Origin of the sequence: Solimonas fluminis, from assembly GCF_002930645.1 — a bacterium.
Lineage (GTDB): Bacteria > Pseudomonadota > Gammaproteobacteria > Nevskiales > Nevskiaceae > Solimonas_A > Solimonas_A fluminis.
Window position 1 is genome coordinate 76006 of record NZ_PSNW01000006.1, and the last position, 16481, is coordinate 92486.

Below are 16481 nucleotides of genomic sequence, written 5' to 3' on the forward strand. Positions count from 1 at the left end.
TGAACGCGGGCCCGGCCCCGCTCAGGCGCGGTTCAGCTGTTCGTGCAGGAAAGCCAGCGTGCGGTCCAGCGCCGCGCGAGTCGGTTCGCCCTCGCGGTCGATCAGGTGCGTGGTCATGACACTGTGCGCCGGGGGCAGGGCGTCCGGATTGGCGTTGCGTGACGGCACCACGATGGCTTCGAAGGCGGGACCGAACTCGGCCTGCAGGCGCTCGAAGCGCTCGGCCCGGCACATCGGGTCGCCGCTGAAGCGCAGGCCGAGGATGCGGGCGCCCTCCCGGTCGATGCGCCGGTGCGCCGCGGCGATCTCCTCCGGCGAGGCGTGCAGGCCGGAGCGCTGGGCATGGGTGATGCCGCCGGGCAGGGAGGGTTGCGCCAGCACCGGCGCGATCACCGGCGCGTCGAGCATCATGGCCAGGCCGAAATTGCCGGTCAGGCACATGCCGACCGCCCCGACGCCCGGGCCGCCGCATTGGGCATGAGCGTGGCGTGCCAGGGCACGCAGCCAGTCGACGATGGGGCTGGAACGGTGGGCCGCCAGCACGCGGAACTCGCGGCTGATGCAGACCCTGGCGATGGTGCGCGCGGCAGTGGCGGGCGTCAGCGGTTCCAGCGGCGTGCCGAACAGTTGCGGCATCCATACCGAGAAGCCGGCATCGGCCACGCGCGTGGCGAAGCGCGCCACCTGCGGCGTGATGCCCGGCACCTCCGACATCACGATCACCGCGCGCCCCTGGCCTCGGCGATAGACGTCGCGGCGCTCGCCCTCCAGTTCCAGCGGGCCGTGTTCGAATCCGGGAATCTCGATGCTCATCTGCGGCTCCATGCGAGGCGGTTCAGTCCGGGCCGGCGTCCTCGCCCCGCCAGGGGCGGCCCTGGCGCTCGGCGATAGGCTTCGAGAGACGGTCGGCGTGGCGCGGGGCGGAATGAGCGGCGACGAAATCCAGCAGCCGGCCGAGATCGGCCTCGTAGTCGCTGCAGGGCTGCAGCGGCTGGTTGAAGCTGACCTGCTTGCGCTGGTAGTCGATGGCGGCCGCCACGATCGGCACGCCGGCACCCAGGGCCACGTGATGGAAGCCGCGCTTCCAGGCCTTGGCGGCGGTGCGCGTGCCTTCCGGCGCCAGCAGCAGCACGAACTGCTCGTTCTGGTGGAAGGCATCGACGGTCTGTTCGACGATGCCCTTGGGGCTCTTGCGGTTGACCGGCACCGCTCCCAGCCAGCGCAGCACCACGCCGCCGAAGCCGCGGAAGGCGCTGTCCTTGATCATGGTGCTGGCGCGCAGGCCCAGGCCGATCAGGATCGCGAAGGCGATCACGCCGTCCAGGTTGGTGGTATGCGGGGCGCCCACCAGCACCATCTTGGGCACGTCCGGAACGCTGCCGACGACACGCCAGCCCATCAGCCGCAGCACCAGCCGGCCCAGCCCGCGCGAAAACGCATTGCCGCGCTGCGGCACCCTTGGCCCGAGCGGCGCCATCAGCCCATCCCCCCGTGTGACATTCCCTGGTTTTCTCTGTGTTTGCGGTGTCGGGGCCGGATTATCCCATCATCGGCCGTCACGCGGGGCCACCCGCTCAGGCCGGGACGGCTTCGTGCTGCAGCCAGTACAGCGCCTGCCACAGGCCGAGGTTCTCGATCACCATGCTGGCCACGACGCCGGGCGGCGGAGGGGCATCGACCAGCAGGCTGACCACGCGGCCGGCCTCCAGGCCGCCCAGGACCACCACCACCGTCCACAGCGCGGGACGCCGCAGCGCCGGCCGCAGCATCGAGGCCAGCAGCAACAGTCCCACCGCCAGCGTCGTGCCGCCGCCGGCCCCGCGCATCTGGCTGAAGGCGGCGGCCGAGTCCAGCGTCAGGCCCAGTTGCCCGGCATCCATCGCTCCCTGCGGATCGGCCAGCGTGTAGAAGCCCAGCAGCGCGAAGATCAGGCCGGTGACCAGCAGGTATGCGTACAGCGCCATGGCTTCTCCTCCCCTGTTTCGCGGCAGTGTCCGCCATCGGGCGGCGCAAGGACAGGACCGCCGGCGGCCGTGCCGCGTCCTTTCGCGCGACTTGACCGCCGCGTGGGCGCCCGACTAGCTTGCCCGCCATTCCAGAAGAACCCTGCGGGGGAGAAGGTCATGATCGGTTATGTCTGCGTCGGCACCAACGACATGGGGCGGGCCACGCGCTTCTACGATGCGCTGTTCGGCGAGATGGGCGTCAAGCGCATGATGGAGTTCGACGGCTTCGTCCTCTGGGGCAAGCCGGGTGCCGCGGCGCTGGCCGTGGTGAAGCCTTTCGACGGCAACTCCGCGACCGTGGGCAACGGCGTCATGGTGGCGCTGTCCGCCGGCAGCAAGGCCAACGTCGACAAGTTCTACGCCAAGGCCATGGAGCTGGGCGGGACCGACGAGGGCAAGCCCGGTGCGCGCGGCGATACCTTCTACGCGGCGTACTTCCGCGATCCGGACGGGAACAAGCTCAACGTCTTCTTCATGGGCTGAGCATCGCCGCCCCCCCGGGGTACTCGCGGCGGTTTCTCCACGACTCTCGGCCGAGGTCGGGCCGGGCGATGGTCAGCTTGCGGGGGGCGCCAGTTCCCGCAGGCCTTCCTCGACGCTGACCACGGGGCGGTAGCCGATTTCGCGGCGCGCCTTGTCGTCGCGCACGGTCACCTCGCGGAAGAACAGGTTCAGGGCGCTGCGGGTCAGGGGCGGCTCGCCGCGGAGCGGCAGCAGCGTCCAGGCGGCTTCGCCGAGGGCGGCGAGGGCGTCGGCGATCCACAGCGGCGCGGTGCGCTCGCCGGGCTCCACGCCCTGGCTGCGGATCAGGCGGCCGATGAAGTCGCGGAAGGCCACCGGTGCGCCGTCGGTCAGGAAATAGATCTCCCCGGCGCGCCCGCGCTCCAGCGCCAGCAGCACGCCGTGCGAGACGTTGCGCACGTGGCAGGTCGAGATGCGATGCCGCCCCCCGCCGAACCATACCCAGCCTGCCCTCGCGGCCTGTGCCAGCTTGGGCGCCAGCGTGGTGTCGCCCTTGCCCCAGATGAAGCGCGGCCGCACCACGAGCGTTTCCAGGTCGCTGCCGTTAGCGGCCAGCACGCGCTGCTCGGCCAGCCCCTTGGAGCGCGGATAGAAGCCGTTGGGCTGCGGCGGCAGCGGCCGCGTTTCGTCGGCATCGACGATCGGATGGCCGTCAGCCAGCACGGCCTCGGTGCTGATGTGCAGCAGGCGCGGCAGCCCGGCGGCGCGCGCGGCGGCGATCACTTGCTCGGTCCCCTGCACGGTGTCGCGCAGGAAATCCTCCCAGCGTCCCCACTGCTCGACCTTGGCGGCGGAATGGATCGCCGCCGCGCAGCCGGCCATGCCGTCGCGCATCGACGGCAGATCGCCGAGGTCGCCCGGCACCGGCTCGGCACCCAGCGCGCGGACGGTTGCGGCGGCGCGCTCCGAGCGGGCGAGCGCGCGTACGCCATAGCCGGCGGCGATCAGGTCGACGATCAGGCGGCGGCCGAGGAAGCCGGAGCCGCCGGTCAGGAAGATGCTGGGGCGCGGCGCCGTCATGCGGCGGGCTCGATCGCGTCGACAGCTTCCAGCCACTGCATGGCTTCCTGCGGGTCCTTGAAGTAGCGGGCGGTGATGCCCTGTGCGCGGTAGTCGTCCACCGCGCGCTGCATGGTCCACTGCCCGAGCTCTTCCTCCGGCGCCACGATGGCCCAGTACTTCCACCCGGCATCGCGGGTCCTCGGAAACCAGGAATTGCGGGCCCAGTCATGCAGGGTCTGCGCCAGCACCGGGTTCTTGCGGTCGTCGGAGAGCCACTTGCAGGCGCCGTTCTGCTTCATGGCCTGCATGCCGGCTTCCAGGAAATCACGGAACACGGACTCGATGATGAACTTGTGCATCTGGTGATGCACGATCTTGCTGTCCGTGTGGAACCACAGCGTGACGTAGGGGTTGTCGATCAGCACCTGGGTCGCCATGTCGCGCTTCCTGGGACGGGTTTGCGGTGGACCCGCGCAGCCTAACCCGGCGCGGCTCGCAGCGGAATATCCCGCGCGCGGCCCGTGCGGTCTATCATTCGCCCGATGCGGCAGCGGCCGCGACCCGGAGCCTGCGGATGACCCTGTCGACGATCGATCTGTGCACTCAGGAAGCCACGCTGCAGCGCACCTGGCAGCCCAAGGCGCCGAAGACGCCGATCTACGCCAACTACACGCCCTGGCCGGTGGCGATCACCCTGGCCGCCGGCACGGCCGGCTCGCTGGGTGAGGGCGGCCCGGTGCCGGAGCAGCGCTGGATCGCGATCTACGACACCGCAACTGGACGGGAAGTCAGCAACCACGGCGCCGGCGCCAATGTGTTTTCCACCGTGCTGCAGCCGGGACAGGAACTCAAGGCCGCGGCCGAGCAGGAGATGGTCTACCGGCTGCTGGCGATCAAGGCGCTGATCGACGATTCCACCGCGCTGCCGCGTCCGGAAAAGATGCACCTGCCCAAGCGGCTGGCGCGCGAGCTGATCGCCAAGGGCAAGCAGCAGCTGCGCCGCGCCGAGGACGCGGAGGACTAGCGCGCGTCGAGAGGTCTAGTCGCCGAAATGCAGGTTGGCCTTGAGCAGGCCGTCCGGCGGCATCTGGATGTAGTAGCCCTGCGCCACCAGCTTCTCCAGTACCAGCGCCACGTCCACCCGCGCCAGCCGCCGCTCCGGCGTCAGGCTCAGGCGCATGGCCTCGGTCAGCTTGCCGGTCAGGCGCCGCAGCGCCTCGGGCAGCTGCTCGGGCGTCAGGTCGGCGCGCAGGTAGAGGTACATCTCGTCCTGGCGGCCGCAGCGGTAGATGGTGCAATCGGTGCTCATGGCGCGGAGTATGGCGGTGGATGCCGGCTCAGGGCCTTGGCCGCTCGGCCAGCGCGCGTACCAGGGCGGGGTCGCGGTCGTAGATGTCGGCCTTGAAGCCGACGCGGCCGCTTTCGGGTACGTCGATGGTCCAGTAGGCCAGCAGGATCGGCAGGGGCTTGCCCAGCTTCACGCTGCGGGTGATGGGTTCGGCCAGCGCCTTGTCCAGCCCAGCCTGGTCCCAGGCCGGGTCGTCGAGCAGCAGGCGCACCAGCTCCAGCACGTTCTCCACGCGGATGCAGCCGGAACTGAAGGCACGCTGGCTGGCACCGAACAGCTCCCGGTGCGGCGTGTCGTGCAGGTACACGGCGTAGGGGTTGGGGAAGCGGATCACGGCACGGCCCAGCGAATTGCCCTCGCCGGCATCCTGGCGCAGCGTGATGGCTCCCGGCTTGGCCCAGTTCACCTTCTTCGGATCCAGCTCCTGCCCGGAGGAGTCGAACACGCGGATGCGGTTGCGCGCCAGGTAGCCCGGGTCTCGGCGGACCTTGGGCAGCACGTCCTCGCGCAGGATCGTCGGCGGCACGGTCCAGGTCGGGTTCAGCGTCAGGTAGGTGACCTCGGACTTGAAGATCGGCGTGCTGCGGAACGGCTTGCCCACCTGCACGCGGGAGGACCACACCGATGCGCCCTTGCGGAACAGGTTGATCTGGAAACCGGCCACGTCCACCAGCACGAAGTCGTCGTGCAGTTCGTGCAGCAGCCAGCGTCCGCGTTCGAGGTTGGCCCGGACCTGGTCGATGCGCCGGGCCACCGGCACGTTCAGCGCCGTGCGGGTGCCGGGGCCGATGGCGCCGTCGGCGTCCAGGTACTGCTCCTGCTGGAAGCGTTTCACCGCGGCCTCCAGCGTGGCGTCGTACAGGGTGGCGCCGTTGTCCTCCGCGGCCGCGATGTCGCCGGTGGCGGCCAGCCGCTTGCGCAGCAGCACCACGCGAGGATCGTCCATGCCGGGCTTGAGCGTGGCCCCCGCCGGGATCGCGACCCAGCCGCCGGCGGCTTCCACCGCGCGCAGCCGCGCCAGCGCCGCGCGCAGCCGCGCATAGGCCGGGTGGGCCGGCCGGGCGCCATCGAACACGCCGGCGATGTTGCCGCTGCGCACCGCGTCCACCATGTAGCCCAGGGCCTCGTCCGGGGTCATGGTGCGCGCGGCGAAGTTCCACTGCGCGTCGAGGCTGGCGGGGTTCACCTTGCCGCGGAACAGGTGCGCCAGGGCCAGCAGGTAGGAGCGGGTGGTGGCCAGGTCGTAGGCCGCGATGCTCGGCGGATCGGCCGAGGCCGGACCCTTCTCGACCGCTTCCGGCGCATAGTCGCGTGGATCCAGGCCGTCGCCGGCGACGCCGCGCAGCGCGCCGATCAGCGCTTCCTGCCTGGCGCGGTCATTCCAGGCCGGCGCGAAGTCGCGGCGCTCGTAGAAGCGCGCGATGCCCTCGCTCAGGGAGACGCCCTCCAGCTTCGGGCCGGAGGGACCGGCGTCGCGCAACTGCTCGACGCGCTCCCGGATCGCCTCGTCCAGGCCCTGGGCCTGGGCGGGCAGGATGCAGGAGCCGGCCAGCAGCAGGGCCGCGAGGCCGCGGCGGAGTATGGATGTGCTCATGACGCTCCCTGTCAGTCGTGCGGGTTCGGATGCCCGCTGGTCGGGGCGATTTTGCCCTGTCCGCCGGCCCGGCTACCATGGCGCCATGTCGTATGCCCTTGTCAGGCGGCGTCTGATGGCCGCCCTTGCCCTGCTGGCGGCCGGAACCGCCGCCGCCGCGCCACCGGCCGAGGCCCTGCGCCGCGTCGCGCCGGATCTCAACCCGGTGGCGCTGAAGGCGGCGCTGTCCGCCCTGGCCTGTGCCGAAGCGGCCGGCATGGCGCCGGCCCGGCACCTCGGGGTGATCGACTACTCCCTGCCATCGACGCAGCGGCGCCTCTGGGTATTCGACCTGCAGCGGCGCAAGCTGCTGTTCCGCGAGCTGGTGGCGCACGGGAAGAACTCGGGCGAGAACCTCGCCACGCGCTTCTCCAACGATCCCGAAAGCCTCACCTCCAGCCTCGGCCCGTTCCGCACGCTGGAGGCCTATGACGGGCGCAACGGTTATTCCCTGCGCATGGCCGGCCTGGAACCCGGGATCAACGACCGTGCCTATGCGCGCGCCCTGGTGATCCACGGCGCGCAGTACGTGGACGCCAGGCAGGCCGGCAAGCAGGGACGGCTCGGACGCAGCTGGGGTTGCCCGGCCGTGCGGCCGGCGGTGGCGCAGAAGCTGATCGACACGCTCAAGGACGGCCAGTTCCTCTTCGCCTGGTACCCGGACCCGCACTGGGCCGGTGCCAGCGGCTATGCGCAGTGTCCCCTGGTGTCCGGCCACGAGCCGCCCGATGCCGCCGGGGCCGCGCTGGCTTCCAACGAGCCGCCGCTGCGGTCCGGAGCGCTGCCCTAGGTCCGGCCGGCCATCGCCTCGTCGATGTCCTCGTAGGCGTCCCAGCGGAAGCGCGGCGTGCACAGCGCCAGGAACACCAGGTCTGCCGAGCCGGTATTGGTGATGCGCTGCGGCTGGTCCGGGGCGATGCGCAGCACGTCGCCCGGCAGCAGGTCCTGCGGCGGCAGGCCGCCGACCTCGGCGCGGCCGCGCCCTTCCAGGATCACGTAGCGCTCCGCAATCCCGTGCAGGCGGTGCCAGCGCGTGGTGATCCCCGGGGCGACGCGCGCGCGAGCCACCGACAGCTCCGGGTCGTCCGCCGTGTTGGACAGTTCGGCGATGTCGCAACGCTCCGCGGTGGGCTGCTCGGCTGCCGCGCTGCCCCTGCTGGTTCCTTCCTTCATCGTGTCTTGCCGGCCTTGCCCTGACGGGCAGCCCACATGTTGTCGACGAGGTTGGGATAGCGGCGTCCGGCACGTTCGGCGCGGGCCTTGGCAGCCGCCTTCTGCTCCGGCGTCAACGACTGGCCCTTGCCCGGCGGCTTGCCCCGCTTCCAGGGTGGCAGTTCCTTCATGCGTCGGGCCTGGCATAGGCGGCGCGCAACTGGCTCAGGGTGCCGGCGGTTTCGGTCAGCACGAACAGCCAGAGGATCGGCGGGCCGTCCAGCCCCAGGATCACCCAGGCCAGCACGGCCGCCACGTACAGGCGTGCCCAGCCGTCGATGACGCCCAGCAGGCCGACCGGGTGCAGCAGCCGCGCCAGTGCCCAGGTGCCCACCAGGGCGCCGGTCAGGCAGACGAACAGCAGGTGCATGGGCTGGTCCAGCGGCGGGGCGGCGGCATCGCCGCCGAGCAGGCCGTTGAGCCAGTAGATCATCGCCAGGAACTTCGGCGCCAGCGGCGGGATCGCCATCCAGGCGATGCCGGCATCGAGACCGGCCCAGAAGCGGACGGTGCGGGGCGGGATCGGGTGTGGGGTCATGGGGGCTCCGGCGGGCGTTGCGCCAGCCTAACCCGGAGCCCTTGGCGCCCGGAAGGCAGGGGCGCCCCCGGGGCGCCCCTGCACGCGGCCGTCAGTGCTTCAGCATCTGATCGCGGCTGTGCTCGGCTCGCGAGGCGCCGATGGCGGTCTTGACCTGCTTCTTCTCCTCGGGCGGAGGCAGCACGGCCTTCATGCCCAGCGAGGCGATCCACAGTTCGCGGCACCAGCCGCGCGTGTGATAGAGATGCTCGTCCTCCTGGTCCTCGACTTCTTCGGCGGCGCTCTGGAGGATCTTGGCTTCGGCGCCCCGGAGCTTGTCGGCGCAGCGCCCCAGCAATTCCCAGTTCAGGTGGTCCTTGGTCTCGGCCAGCACCACGCATTCGCAGGCCACCAGTTCCGCTGCCTCGGGCTGGCCGGCCTGCAGGGCGGCCTGCATCGCGGCGACCAGCGACTGGCCGAGATCGTGGACGATGCGGCGGCCAGGGGAATCCTCCTCGATGTCCAGGCCCAGGGATTCGAACACGCCGGTCAGTACCTCCACGTGGCGGCGCGTCTCTCCGAGGTATTTCTGCCACTCTTCCTTCAAGTCTTCGTTGACGGCGCACTCCACCGCGGTGGTGTAGACCTCCACGCCGCCGCGCTCGTGTTCCAGTGCCTGGATCAGCAGTTCCTTCAGCTGTGCCTTGTTCATGGTGCCTCCAAGTGAATGTGGGTCGACCAAGGGGTAGCCGCCAGCGCGGCCGCAAGCGCCAGCGCAAGGAGCGGGCCGGGGGCAAAACCTCGTGGAATCAAGGGGGAATGCCGGGGCACGGCTGCGGATTGCAGGGGCAGCAGGACGCCGCCGCGCGTTTTGCAGGCCGGAACGAAAAAAGCGCCGGCAGGCCGGCGCTTTTCGGAACGCTGCAAGACGGTCAGTCGTCGTGCTTGTGGTGCTTCTTGTGCTTGCGGTGGCCGCGGTGCTTGCCGTTGTCGCCGTGATAGTGCTCGTGCACCACGACTTTCCTGGCCGGCTCGGACTGCGAGCCGATCGCCGCGCCCGCCGCGCCGCCGATGGCGCCGCCGATGATGGCGCCGTCTCGGCCGCCGATGCTGTCGCCGACCGCGGCGCCGGCACCGCCGCCGATGGCTCCGCCGAGGATCGCCCCGGTGTCGGCGGCCAGGCTGGCCGTGGACGCCAGGCCCAGACCGGCCAGCATGGCAATGACTTTCAGACGCATGTGAAAACCCCCTCCCTGGAGATTGATGGTATGCGGTGCGCATTCTGCCATTGCCGGCAGAACGGCGGCTGAACGTCAGGCCGCCAGGACTTCGTCCAGTGCCGTCAGCAGGCGCTCGATGTCCCGCGCCGAGTTGTAGTGCACGAAGGACAGGCGCAGCACGCCTTGCTGCGGATCCAGGCCCATCGCCTGCAGCAGGCGCAACGCGTAGAAATGCCCGGCCGCCGCCAGGATGCCGCGCTGCGCCAGCGCCGGGACCAGGGCGGCAGGCGATTGCCCCAGGGGCAGGACCGCCACCGTGGCGGCCCGCTGCGCCGCGTCGGCGGGGCCCAGGATGCGCAGGCCGCGCAGGCGGCCGAGCCCTTCGAGCAGGCGGGCCAGCAGCGGTTGCTCGGCCTGGTGCAGCAGGCTGCGCACGCGCTGCGCACGGCCGCCTGCAGGGAGCCCCGGGTGATGATGGATGTCCAGCGCGTCGAAGTAGTCGGCGATGCCCTGCGCCGCCGCGACCTGCGCATGGTCGGGGCCGGCCGGGGTCAGGCGCTTGCGCGGCAGCGCAGCGTTGAAGAAGTGCCCCTGGTTGGCCAGCCGTTCCAGCAGGCCGCGTTCCAGCACCATCAGGCCCTGGTGCGGCCCGTAGGTCTTGTAGAGCGAGAACAGGTAGATGTCGGCGCCGAGCTGGCGCAGGTCCGGCAGGCCGTGCGGGGCGTAGGAGACGCCGTCCACCAGCGACAGCGCGCCGGCGGCGCGGACCTTCGCGGTGATCTGCGCCACCGGATTGATCTGGGCGACGATGTTGGAGCACTGCGGAAACACCACCAGGCGCGTGCGTTCGCCGAGCAGGGGGTCCAGCGCGGCAGGATCCAGTGCGCCGCTGGCGGGGTCGACCCGCCACTCGCGGACCACGACGCCCTCGGCCTCCAGGCGGCGCCAGACGCCGCTGTTGGCCTCGTGGTCCTGGTCGGTCACCACGATCTCGTCGCCCGGCCGCAGCAGGCCGCGGAAAGCCTGTGCCAGCACGTAGCTGTTCTGGGACGTGGAGGGGCCGAAGTGCAGCTCCCCGGCGGTGACGCCGAGATACGCCGCCAGGCGCTCGTGCGAGGCATCCATCCAGGCGCCGGCCTCGGTGGAGGCAGGATAGGGATAGTAGGGCTGGACCTTCAGGCGCCGGTAGTACTCGCCCAGGCGGTCGATCACCTGGCGGCAGGCATGGGAGCCGCCGGCATTCTCGAAGAAGGCCTGGCCCTGCAGCGAGGGCTCGGCGAAGGCGGGAAACTGGGCGCGGACGAAATCGAGATCGAGCGGGGTCATCCGCCGATCTTACCCCTGCGCCGCCGACGGCGGGACGGAGCGGCGCCGGCTCCGTCCCGGCCGCGGATCACTTGAAGAAGTACTCGTCGCGCGACAGCTTGCCGTCGCCATTGGTGTCGCGGGTGGCCAGGCGCTTGGCCAGCTGCGAGCCCGGCTCCAGCTCGGAGCTGTCGAGGAATCCGTCGCCGTTCTTGTCGGGCGAGGGGCGTTCGGCGGCTCCCAGCACCTTGACGTCCTTGCCGTAGTCCGGCGTGCCGACGACATTGCTGCCGGGCGCCATCATGTCGGCGCCGGGCAGGGGGCGGTCGGCATGGGCGGAGGCGGTGACGGTGACCAGGGCCAGGGCGGCGAACAGGGTATTGCAGCGAAACATGGTGATTCTCCGAGCGGATGTTGAAGACATGGCGATGCCCGATGGGGGGACGCCGTTGTCCGCTGGGGTCAGGCTGGTGACGGAAGCGCGGCCACGCCCTTGGGGCCGATCCGTCCGTACATAGCCTAGCCGCAGCGGCGGACGGCGACAACGGCTTATGCTGGCGGCCTGTGGCGCTCGAGACGCCGAAGGGGGAGTGACGATGCCGAAGTCTGCCTGGGGCCTGCTGGCCGCCCTGCTGCCTGGCCTGCTGCTGCCGGCCTGGGCGGCGGAGGCGCCGGCACGCTTTTCGATCCGCCAGGGTGATCGCTACGGCGCCATCGATGCCGGCGGCAGGGTGGTGATCGAGCCGCAGTACGATGCCGAGCTGCGCTTCGCGGACGGGCTGGCCGTGGCGGCGGTGGGGAGCAAGGTCGGGGTGATCGACCTCGACGGCAAGCTCGTGATCTCGCCGCAGGCCAAGGTCGGCATCGGCAGCGGCGAGTTCGCCCAGGAGGTGAGCCTGGCCTCGCTGATCGCCGGCGATTTCGCCGAGGGCCTGGCGCCCTTCCGCATGGGCCGCAAGCTGGGCTACCTCGACCGCAGCGGCGCGGTGGTGGTGCCGCCGCAGTTCGACCAGGTGGAGCCTTTCGCCGAAGGACAGGCGCTGGTGGCCCAGGCCGGGCGCTGGGGCAGCATCGACCGTGGCGGCAAGTGGGTGATCGAGCCGCAGTTCGACAAGCCCTTCCGCTTCCGGGAAGGACTGGCGGTGGTGCTGGTATCCGGCAAGGGTTTCGGCTACATCGACCGCAAGGGACAGTTCGTGATCCCGGCGCAGTACAACTACGCCTACAACTTCTCCGGCGGCCGTGCCCGCGTGCAGCTCCGCGACGGCTTCGGCTACATCGACCGCCAGGGCAAGGTCGTCGTCGGGCCGTCGAAGGACTACCGCATCGCTGCCGACTACAGCGACGCCCGCGCTCCGGCGCGCGCGGGCGACCAGGGCTGGGGCTACCTCGACCCGCAGGGTGGCTTCGCCGTAGCGCCGCAGTTCTTCAGCGCCCGGGAATTCAGCGAAGGCCGTGCCGCCGTGGCGGTGGGCGATTTCCGCAACCACCAGTGGGGCTACATCGACGCTGCCGGCAAGCCGGCGGGTGCCGCGCGCTTCCAGCAGGCCGAGCCCTTTTCCGAGGGCCGTGCCGCGGTGCTGGTGCCGCGAGCCGGCTACGGCTATGTCGACACGGCGGGCGAACTGGTCATCGGCCCGCTGGAGGGCGTGACCCAGGTGGAGCCTTTCCAGGGCGGCCTGGCGCGTGTCTGGTTCAGCCAGGTCACCGGCCGCGACGGCCGCTGGGGCTATATCGACCGCGACGGCAAGCTGCTCTGGAAGGTGGAGCCTTGAAGGCGCGCGCTCAGTACGGATCGGGCCGGCAGGGCGGCCCCGGCATCGCCGGGAGCCTCAGGGCGGCGCGCAGGCGCCGCGTCGCCAGGTCCTTGCGGCCGGCGGGCGCGCGGCGTGACTGCAGCCAGCGCAGCGGCGCGTCGATGTCGCTGCGGCGTGCCGCCGCCGCCGTGCAGGCGGCTTCCAGCGCGGCGCGGTCGTCCTCGTCGAGGAAGCGCTCCAGCAGCGCGGCGATGTGTTCCAGGTCCTGATCCATGGCGGCGGATGATACGGCTGACCTAGCCGCCGCGCTGCGCCGCTACCTGCCGCTGGACGACGTGCAGGCCGCCGAGCTGCGGCGGATGGCGCGGCCGGCGCGCGTGGCGCGCGGCGAGCATCTGTTCCGCCCGCCCGAGATCTGCCGCCGGCTGTTCTTCATGACGCGCGGCCTGGTGCGCAGCTACTACCTGTTCGACGACAAGGAGGTGAACCTGCGCCTGATCTGCGACGGCAGCGCCGTGCTGCCGCTGACCAGCCTGATCACGCAGCAGCCGTCCCAGGAGTACATGCAGTGCCTGTCCGATGCCGAGGGCTGGTGGCTGCCGCTGGAAGCCATGCTGCGACCGGAAACGGCGCCGGCCTGGGAGACGCTGCGGCGCGTGCTGGCCGAGCGGCACTACCTCTCGATGGAGCGGCGCCTGCTGACGATCCAGTACAAGTCGGCGGCGCAGCGCTGGGAATACTTCCGCCGCACGATGGAGCCGCGGATCGTCGCGGAGACGCCGGTGATGCACATCGCGTCCTACCTCGGCGTGACGCCGGAATCGCTGAGCCGCATCAAGCGCGGTCCCGCCGAGCCCTAGGCCGCTGCGTATCGGCGCCCCGGCGAGCAGGGCTCCGGCGCGTGCTTCCTGGGAGTCACGCGGCGCCCATGGCCTTTTCGCTGAGCCGCCAGAGGCGGGCCGCCAGGTCCATGTCGCGGCTGTTGGCGCTGCCGCGCCGCCGGTGGCGGCTGACGTAGTACTTGCCGCTGACGCCCTTGAATTTGTCGTCCGTGGCCATCCAGACCGCGGTGTCGGCGCCCTGCTGCGGAGTGAGCATGAAGGCTTTCATCAGCCGCGCCAGCGGCGCGGGGAGCTGGCGATAGATGTCGGTGGCCACGGCCCCGGGATGGAAGGCGTTGACGGTCACGCGGGTGTTCTTCAGGCGCCGCGCCAGTTCCCGCACGAAGAGCAGGTTGGCCAGCTTGGCCTGGCCGTAGGCGTGCAGCCCGGTGGGATGCCGGCGCGGATCGGTGAAGCTGCGGGCGTCGATCCGGGCAATCTTGTGCATGACCGAACTGGTGACGATGATGCGGCCCTGCGGCGCCGCCACGACCGCATCCAGCAGGCGCTGCGTCAGCCGGAAATGGCCGAAATGCATGACGCCGATCATCGCTTCGTAGCCGTTGGGAAGCGTGTGCAGCTTGGCGGTGTAGACGCCCGCGTTGAGGATCAGCACGTCGATGGTCGGCACGCGCTTGAGCAGGTAGTCGGCGAAGCGGTCGACCTGGCCGAAATCCGAGAGGTCGAGCTTCAGCGCCGCGATCCGGGCGCCCGGACTGGCAGCCTTGATGCTCTCGACCGCGGCGGCCGACTTGGCCTCGTCGCGCGCGGCGATGATCACGCGGTCGCCGCCCTTGGCCAGTGCCAGGGCCATTTCATAGCCGATGCCGCTGTTGCCTCCGGTGATGAGTACGGTTCTGCTCATTGATTGCCTATTCGTATGAATCCCGGTGTCAGAAATCCTGCAGCCGTGAGCTCGGCGACGACATCGCCGTCGTGACCCGGAACCTGCCGGATGGCGGGCTCCCGCTGCGCAAGCTGGTGCAGCGTCCTGAGCTGGCCGAAGACCGCATGACGATCCTCCCCGATCAGCCAGTCGGTAACGAAGCGGGGGCGCTCTCGCTGCCGCTCGATGTTGCCATGTTTCCATGACACATCGCCGAGGAACAGCAGCTCGCGCCCGTCGGCCAGGCGCACGTAGACCATCTGGCTGCCCGGCGTATGTCCCGGCGCGGCCACCGCGACCACGCCCGGGGCAATGGCGGCGGCGCGCTCGTAGCTCAGCGGCCGGTAGCCGGCGAACGATCCTTCAGGGGCCGCCGCCGGCTCCATGTAGTGGGGATGGTCCATCTGCACCCGGGTCAGCCGCAGCGCGGGCAGCAGGGCCCTCAGCCGCGGATGCTGCAGCACGCCGCCGCTATGGTCGCTGTGCTCGTGGGTGATCAGGATGAAGGACGCCCGTTCCAGCGCCGCCGCGACGCGCCCCTGAGCGGCGCTGTCGAAGTAGGGCACCATGAAGTCGGGCTTGGCCAGGTCCCGGGTCATGGCCGAGTCGATCATCCCGGTGCGGTCCGGATAGATCAGCTGGTAGGCGTAGACCGGCATTTCCTGGGTGGCCCAGCCGTCGCCGGCGGCGATCATCGCCCCGGGAAAGGCGAACGCGGTGACCTTCTCGTAGCGGACCTCGCGCGGCAGGTCGCCCGGCAGGCTGCCGGACAGGCGCCGCAACTCCGCGATATCCAGCGGAAAATCGGCATCGGCGGGCATGCGGCCATCGACGGCATACCACCAGTACAGCATGCCGAGGGCGGCGGTCAGGCACACGATCCAGGCAGCAAGCTTGCGCATCGGTCGATTCCCTTGGGAGGAAGGAGCAGGGGGCGAAAGGCCGCCCGGGGAACTCCGGGCCGGAATGCATGCCCTAAATTTCGCAAAAGCGCAAGATGCATTCTAAGAAGGCCCGGAAGGGTGTTTCGTAGCATCCTCAGAATCACCCCACTGTTTCCTTTTTACTCGGCGACACAGGGAAATCATCAGGTGCGCCCCGGCGCGTAAGAAGCTGCAGGAGATTACCGTGAGCAAACCCATCAACCTCAAGATTCTGCTGGAATCCAAGAACCTGGAACGCGCGCCGTTCCCGATTCCGGTCGGCTGGTTCTTCGTCGACTTTTCCGACACCCTCAAGCCCGGCGAGCTGCGCAATGTCGAACTGCTCGGCCAGGAGTGGGTGCTGTTCCGTACCGAGGGCGGCACGGCCGGCCTGAGCGACCCCTACTGCCCGCACCTGGGCGCCCACATGGGCCACGGCGGCAAGGTCTGCGGCGAGCATCTGCGCTGCCCCTTCCATCACTGGGAGTACAACACCGAGGGCTGGTGCAAGTCCGTGCCCTACGGCAAGCGCAAGCCGCCCATCACCAACCTGCAGCCGATCCTGCGCACCCTGCCCGTGGTGGAGAAGTACGGCATGATCTGGTGCTGGCACCACCCGGCCTGCGAGGCGCCGACCTGGGAGCTGCCCTACATCCCGGAAATGGAAGACGCCACCGGCTTCGCCGGCAACCGCCGCGGCAGCTGGACGGCCAACACCTGCGTGCAGGAGATCGCCGAGAACGGCGTCGATACCGCGCATCTGAAGTTCCTGCACAACGCGCCGATCATCCCGCCGGTCGAGGCCAGCTATGACGGTCCGGTGATGACCCTGAACATCGGCCAGGGCTACATCGTGGGCAAGTCCTACGGCCCGGGCCTGAACGTCCTGCGCTTCACGCAGGAAGGCGTGACCGCGACGATGATGTCCTACACGGTGCCCATCACCAAGGACAAGACGCAGATGAACATGTCCTTCCGCCACGTGGCCTACCCGGAAGGCACCAAGGAGCTGTACGTCTCCAAGAAGATCATCGACCACATGATCGGCGCCGCCGAGGGCGAGGAGAGCGCGGGCTTCGAGAGCGTCGACTTCATCGTCTGGAACAACAAGAAGTACCGTCCGAACCCGCTGCTCTGCGACGGCGACGGCCCGGTCATCCAGTTCCGCCAGTGGTTCAAGCAGTTCTACGTCGAGGCCCCGACGTTCTCGCCCAACGTGGCGAACCCGGCCCCGGCCGAAGCCGCCTGATCCTTACGGTCCGGCAGCAA

At 70.1% G+C, this 16481-nt stretch carries 23 protein-coding genes; 6 read left to right on the forward strand and 17 right to left on the reverse strand.

What is annotated here, in order from left to right; genetic code table 11:
• Nucleotides 1–21: 21 nt before the first annotated feature.
• From C3942_RS12090 to C3942_RS12100, 3 genes are all read right to left on the reverse strand, one after another.
• Entirely contained in the window at nucleotides 22–813 is a 792-nt protein-coding gene (locus C3942_RS12090) for a dienelactone hydrolase family protein (protein WP_104230807.1), read from the reverse strand.
• A 22-nt stretch (nucleotides 814–835) separates the two neighbouring features.
• Complete coding sequence (locus C3942_RS12095) at nucleotides 836–1477, reverse strand: 1-acyl-sn-glycerol-3-phosphate acyltransferase (RefSeq protein WP_104230601.1); 642 nt, start codon at nucleotides 1475–1477, stop codon at nucleotides 836–838.
• 97 nt (nucleotides 1478–1574) lie between these two features.
• Nucleotides 1575–1964: a DUF4345 domain-containing protein gene (locus tag C3942_RS12100; protein WP_104230602.1), complete on the reverse strand. Its 390-nt coding sequence runs from the start codon at nucleotides 1962–1964 to the stop codon at nucleotides 1575–1577.
• A 159-nt stretch (nucleotides 1965–2123) separates the two neighbouring features.
• On the opposite strand from C3942_RS12100, the gene C3942_RS12105 reads away from it, so the two are divergent.
• A complete protein-coding gene (locus tag C3942_RS12105) occupies nucleotides 2124–2489 on the forward strand; it encodes a VOC family protein (protein WP_104230603.1) in 366 nt (121 codons plus the stop codon).
• A gap of 72 nt (nucleotides 2490–2561) precedes the next feature.
• On the opposite strand, the gene C3942_RS12110 is transcribed toward C3942_RS12105, so the two are convergent.
• Together C3942_RS12110 and C3942_RS12115 are read right to left on the reverse strand one after the other, a co-directional pair.
• On the reverse strand, nucleotides 2562–3548 hold the full coding sequence (locus tag C3942_RS12110; RefSeq protein ID WP_104230604.1) for an NAD-dependent epimerase/dehydratase family protein: 987 nt from the start codon (nucleotides 3546–3548) through the stop codon (nucleotides 2562–2564).
• The gene (locus C3942_RS12115) at nucleotides 3545–3967 is read right to left on the reverse strand and encodes a hypothetical protein (RefSeq protein ID WP_104230605.1); all 423 of its coding nucleotides are present in this window, start codon (nucleotides 3965–3967) and stop codon (nucleotides 3545–3547) included. The genes C3942_RS12110 and C3942_RS12115 overlap by 4 nt, the downstream gene beginning before the upstream one ends.
• Nucleotides 3968–4104: 137 nt before the next feature.
• On the opposite strand from C3942_RS12115, the gene C3942_RS12120 reads away from it, so the two are divergent.
• The gene (locus tag C3942_RS12120) at nucleotides 4105–4554 is read left to right on the forward strand and encodes a hypothetical protein (protein WP_104230606.1); all 450 of its coding nucleotides are present in this window, start codon (nucleotides 4105–4107) and stop codon (nucleotides 4552–4554) included.
• 15 nt (nucleotides 4555–4569) lie between these two features.
• Here C3942_RS12120 and C3942_RS12125 read toward each other — a convergent pair whose 3' ends face one another.
• Together C3942_RS12125 and C3942_RS12130 are read right to left on the reverse strand one after the other, a co-directional pair.
• Nucleotides 4570–4839, reverse strand: coding sequence for a YcgL domain-containing protein (locus C3942_RS12125; RefSeq protein ID WP_104230607.1), 270 nt, complete (start codon nucleotides 4837–4839; stop codon nucleotides 4570–4572).
• 28 nt (nucleotides 4840–4867) lie between these two features.
• Nucleotides 4868–6472 (reverse strand): L,D-transpeptidase family protein, encoded by a 1605-nt coding sequence (locus C3942_RS12130; RefSeq protein ID WP_104230608.1) that lies wholly within the window; start codon nucleotides 6470–6472, stop codon nucleotides 4868–4870.
• Between the two features lie 115 nt (nucleotides 6473–6587).
• Here C3942_RS12130 and C3942_RS12135 point away from each other — a divergent pair, with 115 nt between their 5' ends.
• The gene (locus tag C3942_RS12135) at nucleotides 6588–7301 is read left to right on the forward strand and encodes a murein L,D-transpeptidase catalytic domain family protein (RefSeq protein ID WP_207766064.1); all 714 of its coding nucleotides are present in this window, start codon (nucleotides 6588–6590) and stop codon (nucleotides 7299–7301) included.
• On the opposite strand, the gene C3942_RS12140 is transcribed toward C3942_RS12135, so the two are convergent.
• The 7 genes from C3942_RS12140 to C3942_RS12165 all read right to left on the reverse strand — a co-directional run bounded on the left by C3942_RS12140 (nucleotide 7298) and on the right by C3942_RS12165 (nucleotide 11159).
• The gene (locus C3942_RS12140; protein WP_104230610.1) at nucleotides 7298–7684 is read right to left on the reverse strand and encodes a cupin domain-containing protein; all 387 of its coding nucleotides are present in this window, start codon (nucleotides 7682–7684) and stop codon (nucleotides 7298–7300) included. The two genes, C3942_RS12135 and C3942_RS12140, sit on opposite strands and share 4 nt — an antisense overlap.
• Entirely contained in the window at nucleotides 7681–7854 is a 174-nt protein-coding gene (locus C3942_RS22300) for a hypothetical protein (protein WP_165797431.1), read from the reverse strand. Before C3942_RS22300 ends, C3942_RS12140 begins: the two co-directional genes overlap by 4 nt.
• Complete coding sequence (locus C3942_RS12145; RefSeq protein ID WP_104230611.1) at nucleotides 7851–8261, reverse strand: hypothetical protein; 411 nt, start codon at nucleotides 8259–8261, stop codon at nucleotides 7851–7853. The genes C3942_RS22300 and C3942_RS12145 overlap by 4 nt, the downstream gene beginning before the upstream one ends.
• A gap of 91 nt (nucleotides 8262–8352) precedes the next feature.
• Nucleotides 8353–8952 carry a ferritin family protein gene (locus tag C3942_RS12150; protein WP_104230612.1) on the reverse strand — a complete coding sequence of 200 codons (600 nt, stop codon included), beginning with the start codon at nucleotides 8950–8952 and terminating at the stop codon, nucleotides 8353–8355.
• Between the two features lie 220 nt (nucleotides 8953–9172).
• Nucleotides 9173–9478 (reverse strand): YMGG-like glycine zipper-containing protein, encoded by a 306-nt coding sequence (locus C3942_RS12155; protein WP_104230613.1) that lies wholly within the window; start codon nucleotides 9476–9478, stop codon nucleotides 9173–9175.
• A 75-nt stretch (nucleotides 9479–9553) separates the two neighbouring features.
• Nucleotides 9554–10786 carry an aminotransferase class V-fold PLP-dependent enzyme gene (locus tag C3942_RS12160; RefSeq protein ID WP_104230614.1) on the reverse strand — a complete coding sequence of 411 codons (1233 nt, stop codon included), beginning with the start codon at nucleotides 10784–10786 and terminating at the stop codon, nucleotides 9554–9556.
• A gap of 67 nt (nucleotides 10787–10853) precedes the next feature.
• Nucleotides 10854–11159, reverse strand: a complete 306-nt coding sequence (locus C3942_RS12165) for an EF-hand domain-containing protein (protein ID WP_104230615.1) — start codon at nucleotides 11157–11159, stop codon at nucleotides 10854–10856.
• Nucleotides 11160–11361: 202 nt separating this feature from the next.
• Between C3942_RS12165 and C3942_RS12170 the strand changes: the two genes are divergently transcribed.
• Nucleotides 11362–12540 carry a WG repeat-containing protein gene (locus C3942_RS12170; protein WP_165797432.1) on the forward strand — a complete coding sequence of 393 codons (1179 nt, stop codon included), beginning with the start codon at nucleotides 11362–11364 and terminating at the stop codon, nucleotides 12538–12540.
• A 10-nt stretch (nucleotides 12541–12550) separates the two neighbouring features.
• Here C3942_RS12170 and C3942_RS12175 read toward each other — a convergent pair whose 3' ends face one another.
• A complete protein-coding gene (locus C3942_RS12175; RefSeq protein ID WP_104230617.1) occupies nucleotides 12551–12796 on the reverse strand; it encodes a hypothetical protein in 246 nt (81 codons plus the stop codon).
• On the opposite strand from C3942_RS12175, the gene C3942_RS12180 reads away from it, so the two are divergent.
• On the forward strand, nucleotides 12795–13382 hold the full coding sequence (locus C3942_RS12180) for a Crp/Fnr family transcriptional regulator (protein WP_104230618.1): 588 nt from the start codon (nucleotides 12795–12797) through the stop codon (nucleotides 13380–13382). The genes C3942_RS12175 and C3942_RS12180 overlap by 2 nt on opposite strands.
• A 55-nt stretch (nucleotides 13383–13437) precedes the next feature.
• On the opposite strand, the gene C3942_RS12185 is transcribed toward C3942_RS12180, so the two are convergent.
• Together C3942_RS12185 and C3942_RS12190 are read right to left on the reverse strand one after the other, a co-directional pair.
• Nucleotides 13438–14268, reverse strand: a complete 831-nt coding sequence (locus C3942_RS12185; RefSeq protein ID WP_104230619.1) for an SDR family oxidoreductase — start codon at nucleotides 14266–14268, stop codon at nucleotides 13438–13440.
• Nucleotides 14265–15191 (reverse strand): MBL fold metallo-hydrolase, encoded by a 927-nt coding sequence (locus tag C3942_RS12190; RefSeq protein ID WP_104230620.1) that lies wholly within the window; start codon nucleotides 15189–15191, stop codon nucleotides 14265–14267. The genes C3942_RS12185 and C3942_RS12190 overlap by 4 nt, the downstream gene beginning before the upstream one ends.
• 226 nt (nucleotides 15192–15417) lie before the next feature.
• Here C3942_RS12190 and C3942_RS12195 point away from each other — a divergent pair, with 226 nt between their 5' ends.
• The gene (locus C3942_RS12195; protein ID WP_104230621.1) at nucleotides 15418–16461 is read left to right on the forward strand and encodes a Rieske 2Fe-2S domain-containing protein; all 1044 of its coding nucleotides are present in this window, start codon (nucleotides 15418–15420) and stop codon (nucleotides 16459–16461) included.
• Nucleotides 16462–16481: the final 20 nt, after the last annotated feature.